This is a genomic window from Sphaerisporangium sp. TRM90804, from assembly GCF_029846175.1.
Classification (GTDB): domain Bacteria; phylum Actinomycetota; class Actinomycetes; order Streptosporangiales; family Streptosporangiaceae; genus Sphaerisporangium.
Genome location: NZ_JARWAC010000005.1, coordinates 98,605 through 112,319, shown reverse-complemented (window position 1 = coordinate 112,319; position 13,715 = coordinate 98,605). Strand labels below are relative to the sequence as shown.

At 71.1% G+C, this 13,715-nt stretch carries 12 protein-coding genes and 1 pseudogene; 6 read left to right on the top strand and 7 right to left on the bottom strand.

Annotation, left to right across the window (positions count from 1 at the left end; all coding sequences use genetic code 11):
• Nucleotides 1-13 precede the first annotated feature (13 nt).
• From ureG to PYR91_RS06450, 5 genes and pseudogenes are all read right to left on the bottom strand, one after another.
• Nucleotides 14-712, bottom strand: coding sequence for an urease accessory protein UreG (gene ureG, locus PYR91_RS06470; RefSeq protein ID WP_279778193.1), 699 nt, complete (start codon nucleotides 710-712; stop codon nucleotides 14-16).
• Nucleotides 702-1,415, bottom strand: coding sequence for an urease accessory UreF family protein (locus PYR91_RS06465; protein WP_279778192.1), 714 nt, complete (start codon nucleotides 1,413-1,415; stop codon nucleotides 702-704). The genes ureG and PYR91_RS06465 overlap by 11 nt, the downstream gene beginning before the upstream one ends.
• A complete protein-coding gene (locus PYR91_RS06460) occupies nucleotides 1,415-3,139 on the bottom strand; it encodes an urease subunit alpha (protein WP_279778191.1) in 1,725 nt (574 codons plus the stop codon). Before PYR91_RS06460 ends, PYR91_RS06465 begins: the two co-directional genes overlap by 1 nt.
• A 61-nt stretch (nucleotides 3,140-3,200) precedes the next feature.
• Nucleotides 3,201-3,503 (bottom strand): annotated as a pseudogene (locus tag PYR91_RS06455) (urease subunit beta); the annotation flags it as partial.
• A gap of 11 nt (nucleotides 3,504-3,514) precedes the next feature.
• A complete protein-coding gene (locus PYR91_RS06450; protein ID WP_279778189.1) occupies nucleotides 3,515-3,817 on the bottom strand; it encodes an urease subunit gamma in 303 nt (100 codons plus the stop codon).
• 321 nt (nucleotides 3,818-4,138) lie between these two features.
• Between PYR91_RS06450 and urtA the strand changes: the two genes are divergently transcribed.
• From urtA to urtE, 5 genes are all read left to right on the top strand, one after another.
• Entirely contained in the window at nucleotides 4,139-5,374 is a 1,236-nt protein-coding gene (urtA, locus tag PYR91_RS06445; RefSeq protein WP_279778188.1) for an urea ABC transporter substrate-binding protein, read from the top strand.
• A gap of 300 nt (nucleotides 5,375-5,674) precedes the next feature.
• Nucleotides 5,675-6,541, top strand: coding sequence for an urea ABC transporter permease subunit UrtB (gene urtB / locus PYR91_RS06440; RefSeq protein WP_279778187.1), 867 nt, complete (start codon nucleotides 5,675-5,677; stop codon nucleotides 6,539-6,541).
• On the top strand, nucleotides 6,538-7,638 hold the full coding sequence (urtC, locus tag PYR91_RS06435; protein ID WP_279778186.1) for an urea ABC transporter permease subunit UrtC: 1,101 nt from the start codon (nucleotides 6,538-6,540) through the stop codon (nucleotides 7,636-7,638). Before urtB ends, urtC begins: the two co-directional genes overlap by 4 nt.
• Nucleotides 7,639-7,745: 107 nt before the next feature.
• Nucleotides 7,746-8,576, top strand: a complete 831-nt coding sequence (gene urtD, locus PYR91_RS06430; RefSeq protein ID WP_279778273.1) for an urea ABC transporter ATP-binding protein UrtD — start codon at nucleotides 7,746-7,748, stop codon at nucleotides 8,574-8,576.
• Nucleotides 8,576-9,268 (top strand): urea ABC transporter ATP-binding subunit UrtE, encoded by a 693-nt coding sequence (gene urtE, locus PYR91_RS06425; protein ID WP_279778185.1) that lies wholly within the window; start codon nucleotides 8,576-8,578, stop codon nucleotides 9,266-9,268. The genes urtD and urtE overlap by 1 nt, the downstream gene beginning before the upstream one ends.
• A gap of 16 nt (nucleotides 9,269-9,284) precedes the next feature.
• Here urtE and ctaD read toward each other — a convergent pair whose 3' ends face one another.
• Entirely contained in the window at nucleotides 9,285-10,949 is a 1,665-nt protein-coding gene (ctaD, locus tag PYR91_RS06420; RefSeq protein ID WP_279778184.1) for a cytochrome c oxidase subunit I, read from the bottom strand.
• Between the two features lie 247 nt (nucleotides 10,950-11,196).
• Nucleotides 11,197-11,442 (bottom strand): DUF2630 family protein, encoded by a 246-nt coding sequence (locus PYR91_RS06415; protein WP_279778182.1) that lies wholly within the window; start codon nucleotides 11,440-11,442, stop codon nucleotides 11,197-11,199.
• A 401-nt stretch (nucleotides 11,443-11,843) separates the two neighbouring features.
• Here PYR91_RS06415 and leuA point away from each other — a divergent pair, with 401 nt between their 5' ends.
• Entirely contained in the window at nucleotides 11,844-13,556 is a 1,713-nt protein-coding gene (leuA, locus tag PYR91_RS06410; RefSeq protein WP_279778180.1) for a 2-isopropylmalate synthase, read from the top strand.
• The last annotated feature ends 159 nt before the right edge of the window (nucleotides 13,557-13,715 follow it).

The window sequence follows — 13,715 nt, the reverse complement described above, 5'->3', positions numbered from 1 at the left end:
CTCGGCGGACGGGTCAGGCGTTGGTCGTCGGGACGGCGCGGCCGTGCGGGTGCCGCTTGGCGTGGGCCCACGCCTCGACGACGCCGATCACCCACTCGGCGACGGCGTACACCTCCGGAACCTCCCTGATCGAGGTGAACAGGACCGGCTTGCCCTCCCGCACGGCGGCGGCGTCCCTGGACATCACGGTCAGGTCGGCCCCCACGTGCTTGGCGAGGTCGGTCTTGTTGACGACGAGCAGGTCGGCCGTGGTGACGCCCGGCCCGCCCTTGCGCGGCACCTTGTCGCCGCCGGACACGTCCAGCACGAAGATCTGCTGGTCGGCGAGGCCCCTGCTGAAGGTGGCGGTCAGGTTGTCCCCGCCGCTCTCCACGATCACCAGGTCGAGCGGCCCGAACCGTTCCTCCAGGGACTCCACGGCGTCGAGGTTGGCCGCGATGTCGTCGCGGATGGCGGTGTGCGGGCAGCACCCCGTCTGGATCGCGACGATGCGCTCGGGGTCCAGGACCCCGGCCCTGCGCAGGAAGTCGGCGTCCTCGGTGGTGTAGATGTCGTTGGTGACCACGCCTAAGCGCAGCACCGGGCCGAGCGTCCGGCACAGCGCCGCGACGAGTGCGGTCTTGCCGCTCCCGACGGGGCCTCCGATGCCGAGGCGCAGGGCCCGCCCGTGCGGGTCGGGCGAGTCGTGACGGTCGTCGTGGTTAGCTGACAAAGAGCCGTACCTCCGTGCGTAGGTGCTGTTCGGCCAGCAGATCGAGTACGGGAGCGGCATGCGCGGGAAGCTCCTCCCACGCGAGGGGGACGCAGGCGGCATCGGCCACGCCCTCCAGGTCCGGCACGAGGCCGGCGAGCACCCGGTGCACGACGACGGGGTCGAGCCCGAGCAGCCGGACCGCCGCGGTGGCGGGCCCGGTGATCGTGGTGTACGCGGCCGCCAGGGCCGCGTCACGGGAACCGCACCCCGCCGCCTCGGCGACGACGCCGAGAACGACCGGGTGGTGCGCGCCCTCCGGCACGGCGGCGGCCAGCGCGTCCAGCGCGGCGGACGGCCAGATGCGGCGCGCGCTCCTCAGCAGCAGCCTGCCCTGGGTGCGGGCGGCGCCGCGCTGCGCGGGCGAGGCGGTGCGGGCGTCGGCCTCGGCGTCCAGCTCCCGCCACCCGCCCCGGCCGTCGAGGGCGGGTTCCGGAGCGCCCGGGGCGCCGGCGCGGTGCGTGGACGCCAGGTCGCGGGCGGCGGCGGCGAGGGCCGCCGTGACCAGGCCCGTCGTGGCGAGCCGGCCCTGGAGGAACCGCGCCAGATCCTCCGGGCCGGTGATCGCCCCGACCCTCACCGCCTGCTCGGCCCCGCCCGAGTGGCCGTGGCCACCGGCCGGGAGCCGGGAGTCGGCGAGGAGCAGCAGTGCCGCGCTCGTCATCAGAACAGGAAGTAGCGCTGGGCCAGCGGGAGCCGCTCGGCCGGGGCCGGTTCGACCGCCTCGCCGTCCACGCGGACCGCGAACGTGTCGGGGTCGACCTCGATGGACGGCAGCGCGTCGTTGAGCGGCATCGACGCCTTCCCGCGCCGACGCACGTCTGCGACCGGCACCAGGCGCCGCAGCACCCGCAGGCGGCCGGCCAGCCCGTCCTCCAGGGCCAGAGGCGCGACGAAGTGCAGGGACGTGGCGGCGGCGGTCACCGGCGCGGCGCCGAACATGGGACGCGGCATCACGGGCTGCGGCGTGGGGATGGAGGCGTTGGCGTCCCCCATCTGGGCGTACGCGATGACGCCGCCCTTCACCACGAGCTGCGGCTTGACCCCGAAGAACGCCGGCTCCCACAGCACGAGGTCGGCGAGCTTGCCGACCTCCACCGACCCGACGTGCTCGTCGAGCCCGTGCGCGACGGCCGGGCAGATCGTGTACTTCGCGACGTAGCGCCGCGCCCGCATGTTGTCGGCGCGCCCGTCGCCCGGCAGGGCGCCCCGCCGCTTCTTCATCACGTGCGCGGTCTGCCAGGTCCTGATGATCGTCTCGCCGATCCGGCCCATCGCCTGGGAGTCGGAGCCGATCATCGAGATGGCGCCGATGTCGTGCAGCACGTCCTCGGCCGCCATCGTCGTCGGGCGGATCCGCGACTCGGCGAAGGCGAGGTCCTCCGGCACCGAGGGGTTGAGGTGGTGGCAGACCATCAGCATGTCGAGGTGCTCGTCGAGCGTGTTCACCGTGTGCGGGCGCGTCGGGTTGGTCGAGGACGGCAGCACGTTGGCGTACCCGGCGACGCGGATGATGTCGGGCGCGTGCCCACCGCCCGCGCCCTCGGTGTGGTACGCGTGGATCATGCGGTCGCCGATGGCCTGGAGCGTCGACTCCACGAACCCGGCCTCGTTCAGCGTGTCGGTGTGGATGGCCACCTGCACTCCGGTGGCGTCCGCGACGCGCAGGCACGCGTCGATCGCGGCGGGCGTGGTGCCCCAGTCCTCGTGCAGCTTGAACCCTGAGGCGCCCGCGCGCAGCTGCTCCAGCAGCCCCGCCTCGCCGGTGGTGTTGCCCTTGCCGAGCAGGGCGACGTTGACGGGCATGCCGTCCATCGACTCCAGCATCCGCGCCAGGTACCAGGTGCCGGTGACGGTGGTGGCCTTGGTGCCCTCGGCGGGCCCGGTGCCGCCGCCGACCAGCGTGGTCACGCCCGCGCCGAGGGCCTCGCCGACGATCTGCGGGCAGATGAGGTGGACGTGGGAGTCGACCGCCCCGGCCGTCACGATGCGGCCGTTGCCCGCCAGCACCTCGGTGGACGGGCCGATCACCAGGTCGGGGTGGACGCCGTCCATGGTGTCGGGATTGCCGGCCTTGCCGATGGCGGTGATGCGCCCGTCCCTGACCCCGATGTCGGCCTTGACGACCCCCCAGTGGTCGAGGATCACCGCGCCGGTGATGACGAGGTCGGGGGCGCCGTCGGCCCGGGTGGTCCTGGCCTGGCCCATGGACTCGCGGATCACCTTGCCGCCGCCGAAGACGACCTCGTCGCCCGCGCCCTGGGGGCCCATGCTGAGGTCGTCGGTCACCTCGACGAACAGGTCGGTGTCGGCCAGGCGGATGCGGTCGCCGGTGGTGGGGCCGAAGAGCGCGGCGTAGCGAGAGCGCTCGATCGCGGGCTCAGTCATCGACGCCTCCGGCCGGGCCGGTGCCGGGCTCCGGCGCCGGGCTTCCTGGTGGCCCGGCGTCCAGCTCGCCCGCCCACTCCGGCCGCAGGCCGGGCACGACGCGGCGGCCCGCGATGGGCACCAGCGTCACGTCGCGCTCGACGCCGGGCTCGAACCTGACGGCCGTCCCGGCGGGCACGTCAAGCCGCCTGCCCCACGCGGCCGTCCTGTCGAACGCGAGACCCGGGTTGGCGGCGGCGAAGTGGTAGTGCGACCCCACCTGCACCGGCCGGTCGGCGGTGTTGACGACACGGAGGGTCACCCGCTCGCGCCCGGGGTTCAGCGGGATGTCGCCCTCGCCGTGCAGGATCTCCCCCGGGACCATCGCGCCGGACGTCATGCGATCGGCCGGTGGACGGTGACCAGCTTGGTGCCGTCGGGGAACGTCGCCTCGATCTGCACCGATTCCAGCATCTCGGGGATCCCCTCCATGACGTCCTCACGGCGGAGCACCTCGCGGCCCGCCTCCATCAGGTCGGCGACGCTTCGGCCGTCCCTGGCACCCTCCATGAGGAAGGACGCGATGATCGCGGTGGCCTCCGGGTGGTTCAGCCTCAGCCCACGCGCTCGCCGGTCACGGGCGACTCCCGCGGCGACGTGAATGAGCAGGCGTTCCTGTTCGTGTGGGGTGAGCCGCATGGCCGGACCCTAGGCAACCCTCGTTTCCGCGACGTGACGCGGGGATTTCGAGTGTGTGTCTACCGCCCCGGGGTTCTCATATCCCTTCTCCGGTCCCACATCAGCCTATTTCACTCCGCCGCGCGAGCGCCGTTAGGCGTGTCGCCCGAAGAATTCGCGCGGTACGGCGGCCGCGTGGTCAGGGCCCTGGCGTGGGCCGTTCTTGTTGTTCCGGTGATGATCCGGTAAACGGCAATTAACAAACCCGACCTCGACGGGAAACGTGGCTCGCTCACCTTTGCGGCAGACGGATGCGGGGGCCGTATCGGCAAGGAGGACTAATTGCGGAATACAGCTTGGCGCATCGGAGCCGCGGCCGCGGTCCTGGCGATGGGGCTCGCCGCCTGTGGCGGACAGTCCTCGACGAGCACCGGTGGCACCACGGCGGCGGGGGCGGGGGCGGGCGACACGATCAAGGTCGGGATCCTGCACTCCCTCAGCGGCACGATGGCGATCAGTGAGGTCACCGTACGTGACTCCGAGCTGCTCGCCGTGGAGGAGATCAACGCCGCGGGCGGCGTACTGGGCAAGAAGATCGAGCCGGTCGTCGAGGACGGCGCCTCCGACTGGCCGACCTTCGCGGAGAAGGCCACGAAACTGATCGCCCAGGACAAGGTCGCCACGGTGTTCGGCGGCTGGACGTCCGCGAGCCGCAAGGCCATGCTTCCGGTCTTCGAGAAGCGCAAGGCCCTGCTCTGGTATCCGGTGCAGTACGAGGGCCTGGAGAGCTCCCCGTACATCTTCTACACCGGCGCCACCACCAACCAGCAGATCGTGCCCGGCCTCGACTACCTCAAGGAACAGGGTAAGAAGAGGATTTTCCTGGTCGGCAGCGACTACGTGTTCCCGCGCACCGCGAACAAAATCATCAAGGCGTACGCGGCGGCGAACGGAATGGAGATCCTCGGCGAGGAGTACACCCCGCTCGGCCACACCGAATACAGCACGCTCACCAACAAGGTCGTGCAGGCGAAGCCGGACGCCGTGTTCAACACGCTGAACGGCGACAGCAACGTGGCCTTCTTCAAGCAGCTGAAGAGCGCGGGCGTGACGGCCGAGCAGATGCCGGTCATGTCGGTCAGCGTCGCTGAGGAAGAGGTCAAGGGCATCGGCGTGGACAACATCGCCGGCCACCTCGTCGCCTGGAACTACTACCAGACCACCGACAACCCGGCGAACAAGAAGTTCGTCGACGCCTTCAAGGCCAAGTACGGCGCCGACCGGGTGACCTCCGACCCCATGGAGGCCGGCTACAACGCCGTCTACCTCTGGGCCGAGGCGGTCAAGAAGGCGGGCACCACCGAGGTCGAGGCGGTCAAGAAGGCGGCGGGCGGCATCAAGCTCGACCGTCCCGAGGGCGCGGTGACCATCGACGGCGAGAACCAGCACATGTTCAAGACCGCCAGGATCGGCCTGGTCGAACCGGACGGCCAGATCAAGGAGGTCTGGAACTCCGGCGAGCCGATCAAGCCCGACCCCTACCTCAAGTCCTATCCCTGGGCCGGCGGCCTCACCTAGCGCCGGCCGCCACGAGCGTGGCCGGGTAGAGGGGGGTCTCCACCCGGCCACACCAACGAGTTCCGGAACGCGGTGGCGACCTGACCGCGGGCAGCACCGCGGCGCGGAGACGCGGCCCGCCGCGTTCCGGAACCGGCCCCCGGCGGCGTGCCAGCGCCCCCCGGCACGACCCGCGAGGCATCGCGGGACCTGCGTGACCTACAGAAGGGACCAGCGACACATGCGCAACCTGACTGACATGCGCGGCGTGCGCGGCGCGCGGCGCGTGGAGGTCGCGGAGACCGCGAGGGAGGTGCCCGCGTGGAGGCCGTAGTCAACCAACTGCCCATCGGGCTCTCCATCGGCGCGGTCCTGCTGCTCATCGCGCTCGGCCTCACCTTCACGTTCGGCCAGATGGGCGTGATCAACATGGCGCACGGCGAGTTCATCATGGCCGGCGCCTACACCGCCTACCTGCTGCAGGACTGGGCGGGACGCCAGGCCGTGCTCGTCGCGCTGCCCGTGGCGTTCGCCGTGGCCGGCGTGATGGGCCTGATCCTGGAGCGGACGGCCATCCGCCACTTCTACGGACGCCCCCTCGACACGCTGCTGCTCACCTGGGGCGTCAGCCTGGTGCTCCAGCAACTCGCCCGTGACCTGTTCGGCGCGCCCAACGTGCAGGTGCAGGCGCCGGCCTGGCTGCAGGGCGGCATCGGCATCCTGCCGTACAACCGCATGTTCATCCTGGCGCTGGCCATCGGCAGCGTCGTGGCGATCTGGGCGTACATGACCCGCAGCTCCCATGGGAGGCGCATGCAGGCCGTCATGCAGAACCGGCAGCTCGCCGCCGTCAGCGGCATCAACACCGGCCGGGTCGACCAGCGCACGTTCTTCATCGGCTCCGGCCTGGCCGGCATCGCGGGCGTGGCGCTCACGCTGATCGGGCCGGTCGGCCCCGCCCTCGGCACCTACTACATCGTGGACGCGTTCCTCGTCGTGGTCGCCGGCGGCCTCGGGCAGCTGCGCGGCGCGGTGCTCGCCGCGCTCGCGCTCGGCCTGCTCAACTCCTACGCCGAGTTCTGGACCAACGCCAGCCTGGCCAAGGTCATCGTCTTCGTGGCGATCATCGCGTTCCTCCAGGTGCGGCCGCAGGGCCTGTTCGTACTGCGATCGAGGGCGCTGACATGACGGCCACGCTCCCGGACGTGGCGCGCGTCGCGCCCCCGCCCCCGCCGCGGCCCTGGTTCGACCGGCTGCGCGGCCCGGCGGTGTTCACCGCCATCGCGGTGCTCGCCCTGGTGGTGGCGCCGCTGCTGCTGGAGCCCTTCCGCCTCGGGCTGCTGGCCAAGTACCTCTGCTACGCCATCGTCGCGCTCGGCATCGGACTGGCCTGGGGCCAGGGCGGCATGCTGACGCTCGGCCAGGGGGTGTTCTTCGGCCTCGGCGGCTACGCGATGGGCATGTACCTCAAACTGCACGACGCCGCGGGCGACCTGCCCGACTTCATGGTCTGGAGCGGCGTGGAGAGCCTGCCCGCGCTGTGGGTGCCGTTCGCCAACCCGGTGTTCGCGGTCGCGTTCGCCATCGTCGGGCCGGTCGTCCTGGCGGTGCTGCTCGGCGCGCTGGTGTTCCGGCAGCGGGTGCGCGGCGCCTACTTCGCCATCCTGACGCAGGCGCTGGCCGCCGCCGTGGTGATCCTGCTGATCGGCCAGCAGGGCCTCACCGGGGGCACCAACGGCCTGACCAACTTCTTCGAGCTCTTCGGGCAGGACCTGGCGGTCGAGAACACCCAGCGCGGGCTGTACATCGTCGTCGCCCTGGTGCTGGGGCTGCTCTACCTGGTGGCCTGGCAGCTCGTCCGCAGCCGCTTCGGCCGCCTGCTGATCGCGGTGCGCGACGGCGAGGACCGCGTGCGCTTCCTCGGCTACAACCCGGCCACCGTCAAGACCATCACCTTCGCCGTCTCCGCAGGCATGGCGGGGCTGGCAGGCGCGCTGTTCGTCCCGGTCGTGGGCATCATCTCGCCCGCGCTGCTCGGCGTCGTGCCGTCGCTGGAGCTGGTCGTCGCCGTCGCGATCGGCGGCAGGTTCTCCCTGGCCGGGGCCGTCCTCGGGGCGGTCGTCATGGGCTACGCCAAGACCTCCTTCAGCGAGGAGTTCGCCGACGGCTGGCTCTACCTGCAGGGAGCGCTGTTCATCCTGGTCATGACGCTGGCACCCAAGGGGATCTTCGGCATCGCGTCGTCGGTCCGCGGGCTGGTGCGGTCGAGGAGGGTACGGGCGTGACCGAGCCGAACGGGCGGCCGTCCGACGACGGCCAGACGTCGCGGGAGAACGGCGCCGCCGTCGAGCAGACCCGCCCCTCCGTCCCGGAGCCGCCGGGCGGCGACGCGCTGCTGGAGGTGCGCGGCCTGTCGGTGGTCTTCGACGGGTTCCGCGCGATCGACGGCATCGACCTCACGGTGCGGCACGGGGAGCTGCGCTTCCTGATCGGCCCCAACGGCGCAGGCAAGACCACGCTGGTCGACGTGATCACCGGGCTCACCCGCCCCGCCACCGGTTCGGTGCGGTTCGAGGGGCACGACCTGGTCGGGCGCAGGGAGCACGAGATCGTCCGCATGGGCGTGGGCCGCACCTTCCAGACCTCGGTGGTGTTCGAGCAGCTCACGGTCGTGGAGAACCTCGACCTGGCGGCGTCGTTCCGCAGGCCGCTGTGGTCGCTGGCGCGACGTCGGCGCGGGGTCTCCGACGCCGTCGCCGCGGCGATGGAGACCACGGGCCTGGACGCGCTGGCCGAGCGGCCCGCCGGGGTGCTGTCGCACGGCCAGCGGCAGTGGCTGGAGATCGGCATGCTCATCGCCCAGGGGCCCCGCCTGCTGCTGCTGGACGAGCCGGTCGCGGGAATGTCCGCCGACGAGCGCTCGCGCACGGGCGAGCTGCTCACGCTGATCGCCAAGGACCACACGGTGGTGGTCATCGAGCACGACATGGAGTTCCTGCGGCGCTACGCCTCCCAGGTGACGGTCCTGCACGAGGGCAGGATCCTCATGGAGGGCTCGGTCGAGCAGGTCAGGGCCGACCCCCGCGTCCAGGAGGTCTACCTCGGCCGGGCGCGGGACGCCGAGGCGGCCGAGGGTTCGGCCGACGTTGGCCCTCCCGTAACCACCCGGGCGGCCGGGGCGGGCGAGGATGCGGTCGTGGGTTCCGCGGGGGAGGCGAAGTGATGCTGTCGGTACGCGATCTGGAGGCGGGTTACGGCAGGGCGCGCGTGCTGTTCGGCGTGTCCTTCGACGTCGAGCCGGGCAGCCTGGTCTGCGTCATGGGCCGCAACGGCGTGGGCAAGACCACCCTGCTCAACACCGTCATGGGCGTGCTGCCCGCCACGGCGGGCACCGTCACGTTCGACGGCCAGGACGTCACCAAGCTGCGGCCCCACGAGCGCGTGCGGCTCGGCCTGGGCTACGTCCCCCAGGGGCACGAGACGTTCCCGCAGCTCAGCGTGATGGGAAACCTGCTGGTCACGATGGAGGCGTCCCCGCACAAGGACCCCGGGTCCATCGACGCCGCGCTGGAGGTCTTCCCCCGGCTCAAACCCCTGCTGAAGAGGCGGGCAGGCTTCCTGTCGGGCGGCCAGCAGCAGCAGCTCGCCATGGCGCGGGCGCTGGTCACCCGCCCCAAGCTGCTGATCCTGGACGAGCCGACCGAGGGCATCCAGCCGTCCATCATCCTGGAGATCGAGGAGGCCATCGAGCGGCTGCACGGCTCAGGCATCGCCGTGCTGCTCGTGGAGCAGTACCTCGACCTGGCGCTCCGGCTCGCCGACCGCTTCCTGATCCTGGACGCCGGCCACGTCGTGCGCGCCGGCACCGCCGAGGAGCTGCGCGACGAGGAGGTCCACCGCCTGCTCGCCGTCTGACCGCCGCCCGCGGCGGTCAGGGGAGCTGTCTCCTGCCCACCCGTTCGGCGGTGATCGGCAGGTGGGCGTAGTGCAGGTCGAACGCCGGGCGCTCCGACCTGATGACGGGTATGCGGGTGAAGTTGTGCCGCGGCGGCGGGCACGAGGTGGCCCACTCCAGCGAGTTGCCGAAGCCCCACGGGTCGTCGACGGTCACCCTGGGGCCGTGCCGCCAGGTGTGCCAGACGTTGTACAGGAACGGCAGCGTCGAGGCCCCCAGGAGGAAGGCGCCGAGGGAGGACACGATGTTCATGCCGGTGTAGTCGCCGAGGCCGCTGTAGTCGGCGTAGCGGCGCGGCATCCCCTGGGTGCCGAGCAGGTGCTGCACCAGGAAGGTGACGTGGAAGCCCACGAACAGCGTCCAGAAGTGCCACTTGCCCAGCCTGTCGTTGAGCATCCTGCCGGTGAACTTGGGCCACCAGAAGTAGAAGCCGGCGAACATGGCGAAGACCACGGTGCCGAACAGCACGTAGTGGAAGTGGGCGACCACGAAGTAGGAGTCGCTGACGTGGAAGTCCAGCGGCGGGGACGCCAGCAGCACGCCGGTGAGGCCGCCCAGCAGGAACGTCACCAGGAAGCCCACGGCGAAGAGCATCGGCGTGGGGAACGTCAGGTGGCCGCGCCACATCGTGCCCACCCAGTTGAAGAACTTCACCCCGGTCGGCACGGCGATCAGGAACGACATGAACGAGAAGAACGGCAGCAGCACCCGTCCGGTGACGAACATGTGGTGGCCCCAGACGGCGGCCGACAGCCCCGCGATGGCGATCGTGGCCCCCACCAGCCCGATGTAGCCGAACAGCGGCTTGCGGCTGAAGACCGGCAGCACCTCGGTCACGATGCCGAAGAACGGCAGCGCGACGATGTACACCTCCGGGTGCCCGAAGAACCAGAACAGGTGCTGCCACAGGATGACGCCGCCTGTGGCGGCGTCGTAGACGTGCGCGCCCAGCTTCCGGTCGGCCTCCAGCGCGAGCAACGCGGCGGCCAGCACCGGGAAGGCCAGCAGCACCAGGATGCTGGTGAGCAGCGTGTTCCACGTGAAGATCGGCATTCGGAACATCGTCATGCCGGGCGCGCGCATGGCGATGATCGTGGTGATGAAGTTGACCGCCCCCAGGATCGTCCCCAGCCCCGACAGCACCAGGCCCATGATCCACAGGTCCTTGCCGATGCCGGGTGAGTAGGTGCCCGTCGAGAGCGTGGTGTAGGCCGTCCAGCCGAAGTCCCCGGGGCCGTCGGCGGTGACGTACCCCGACAGCACCATGAGGCCGCCGAACAGGAACAGCCAGTAGCTCAGCATGTTCAGGCGCGGGAAGGCCACGTCCGGGGCGCCGATCTGCAGCGGCATGACCGCGTTGGCGAACCCGGCGAACAGGGGGGTGGCGAACAGCAGCAGCATCAGGGTGCCGTGCATGGTGACGAACTCGTTGTACTGCTTGTGGCTGAGGAAGTCCATTCCGGGCCCGACCAGCTCGGCGCGGATGGCCATCGCCATCAGCCCGGCGATCAGGAAGAACCCGAAGGAGGTGATCAGGTAGAGGTTGCCGATCACCTTGTGGTCGGTGGAGGAGGCCACCGTGAGCAGCCAGCCCCGGCGGAGCCGCGGGTCGGCGACCGGCGGCTCCTGGGTGGCGATCACCGTTCCGCCGGGCGCCCGGTCGCCCCCCGCGCGTGCCTGACGGCCCCCGCCGCACGTCTGCCTCGCATGCCCCCACCCCCGTCGCGGTCGATCGCGCTCTTTGTGGTCGCCCTTCGATTACAGACGTTGTCCGGACGTCGAAGGGCGAAATACAGAGCAAAGATCGCAAAAGAGATAGGCAGGAATTATTGGCCGGGTGCGGAGCGCCGACCGGCCGCGCGGGCCTCGGCGGAGGCCCGGCGGCGCCTCACTGCTGGTAGTTCTCCACCTCGTTGACCGGGCGCGGGGCGGCGGAGTCGGGGTCCTCACCGAACTCCCTGCGCGCCTTGCGCTGCCGCAGAAGGTCCCAGCACTGGTCGAGGGCCGCCTCCACCTCCCGGACGCGCTCGTGCTCGTCCTGGCTGGAGACCTCGCCCTTCATGACCCGCTCGCGGAGCGCGTGCTCCTCCGCGACGAGTTCCCTGACCTTCGCGAAGATGTCGCCGTCCTGCATCGCTTCCCCCTCGTGTGTCGCCATAGGGGAGCTTACGGGGTGGCGGCCGGCGGCGACCGGGCCGGGCGCCGTGATCGGCCTCCGGCCTGCCGCTTTCCCGGCCGGCGCGCCGGCGGCGCCGCCCGGGGGGCCGGCGCCCGCCGGGCCGCCTCGCCGCGAAGGTGTTCGCGGCGACTCTCGGGCGTCTGCTACCGTCTGGGTATGCTGCGCGGGCTGCTTCTTAGCCGCCGCGGCGAGGGCCTGTAAGAGGCCGGCTCCCTCGCCGCGGAGCGAGTCATGCGCGTCGGCCGCCCGAGGGTGATCCCCGGTGGCGACCTTTCCCCAGATCGATGAGATCCGTACAGGCATGAGCCCTGTCACGCGCCGCCTCCGGAGTCCCGAACACCGACCTGGAGCAACGAATGTATCCCCAGCAGCAGCCCAGTCCCATGCCGTTCCAGCGCTACGAGGCGTTCGCCCCCGTACGCCTGACCGACCGCACCTGGCCCGACAAGGTCATCGACCGCGCGCCGCAGTGGTGCGCCGTCGACCTGCGCGACGGCAACCAGGCCCTGATCGACCCCATGGACCCCCACCGCAAGCTGCGGATGTTCGAGCTGCTGGTGCGCATGGGCTACAAGGAGATCGAGGTCGGCTTCCCGGCCGCCTCGCAGACCGACTTCGACTTCGTCCGTAAGATCATCGAGGAGGGCCGCGTCCCCGGCGACGTGGTGATCCAGGTTCTGACGCAGGCCCGCCCAGAGCTGATCGAGCGCACCTTCGAGTCCGTGCGCGGTGCCAGGCAGGCCATCGTCCACCTGTACAACTCCACCTCGACCCTGCAGCGGCGCGTGGTGTTCGGGCAGGACAAGGACGGCATCACCGCCATCGCGGTCGAGGGCGCCAAGCTGTGCAAGAAGCTCGCCGACGAGATGACCGGCACCGAGATCTACTTCCAGTACTCGCCCGAGTCGTTCACCGGCACCGAGCTGGAGTACGCCGTCGAGGTGTGCGACGCCGTCAACGACGTCTGGCGGCCCACCCCCGACCGCAAGGTGATCGTCAACCTGCCGGCCACCGTCGAGATGGCCACCCCCAACGTCTACGCCGACCAGATCGAGTGGATGCACCGCAACCTCGCCTACCGCGACTCGATCGTGCTGTCGCTGCACCCGCACAACGACCGCGGCTCGGCCGTCGCCGCCGCCGAGCTGGGCTTCCAGGCCGGGGCCGACCGCATCGAGGGCTGCCTGTTCGGCAACGGCGAGCGCACCGGCAACGTCTGCCTGGTCACCCTGGGGCTCAACCTGTTCTCCCAGGGCGTCGACCCGCGGATCGACTTCGGCGACATCGACGAGATCCGCCGCGTGGTCGAGTACTGCAACCAGCTCCCCGTCCACCCCCGCCACCCGTACGGCGGCGAGCTGGTCTACACCGCCTTCTCCGGCTCCCACCAGGACGCCATCAAGAAGGGCCTGGAGGCCCTGGAGCGCGACGCCGCGGCCGCCGGGACGCCGGTCGACGCGCACAAGTGGGCGGTGCCGTACCTGCCGATCGATCCCAAGGACGTCGGGCGCACCTACGAGGCCGTGATCCGCGTCAACAGCCAGTCCGGCAAGGGCGGCGTGGCCTACATCATGAAGGCCGAGCACGGCTTCGACCTGCCGCGTCGCCTGCAGATCGAGTTCTCCGGCGTCATCCAGGCCCACACCGACGTCGCCGGCGGCGAGGTCACCCCCGCCGAGATGTGGAACGTCTTCAGCGACGAGTTCCTGCCCAGCACCACCAGGTCCTGGGGCCGGCTCGGCCTGCTCGCCCACCGCCACGTCTCCCGGGTCGACGAGAAGGACGTCATCAACGCCGACGTCCGCGTGGACGGCGAGATCCGCGAGGTCGAGGGCGTCGGCAACGGCCCCATCTCGGCGTTCGTCGACGCCCTGCGCAGCGTGGGGGTGGACGTCCGCGTCCTCGACTACACCGAGCACGCCATGAGCGCCGGCAGCGACGCCCGCGCCGCCGCCTACGTCGAATGCCAGATCGGCGACCGCGTCCTGTGGGGCGTGGGCGTGGACGGCAACACCGTCACCGCCTCCCTCCGAGCCATCCTCAGCGCCGTGAACCGCGCCTCCCGCTGACCCGCCCGGCCCTCCGCCCGAGCCCGCGTGTGGCGCGGGCGGGGGCCGTGAACGGCGGATGAGCCGGCCGGGGGACGCTCACGAGAGTGTGGGCGCCCCCGGCCGCATTTCCGGCCCCGGCCCGGCCCCGGCCGTTTCCGGGCGAGCTGGCCCCGCTGG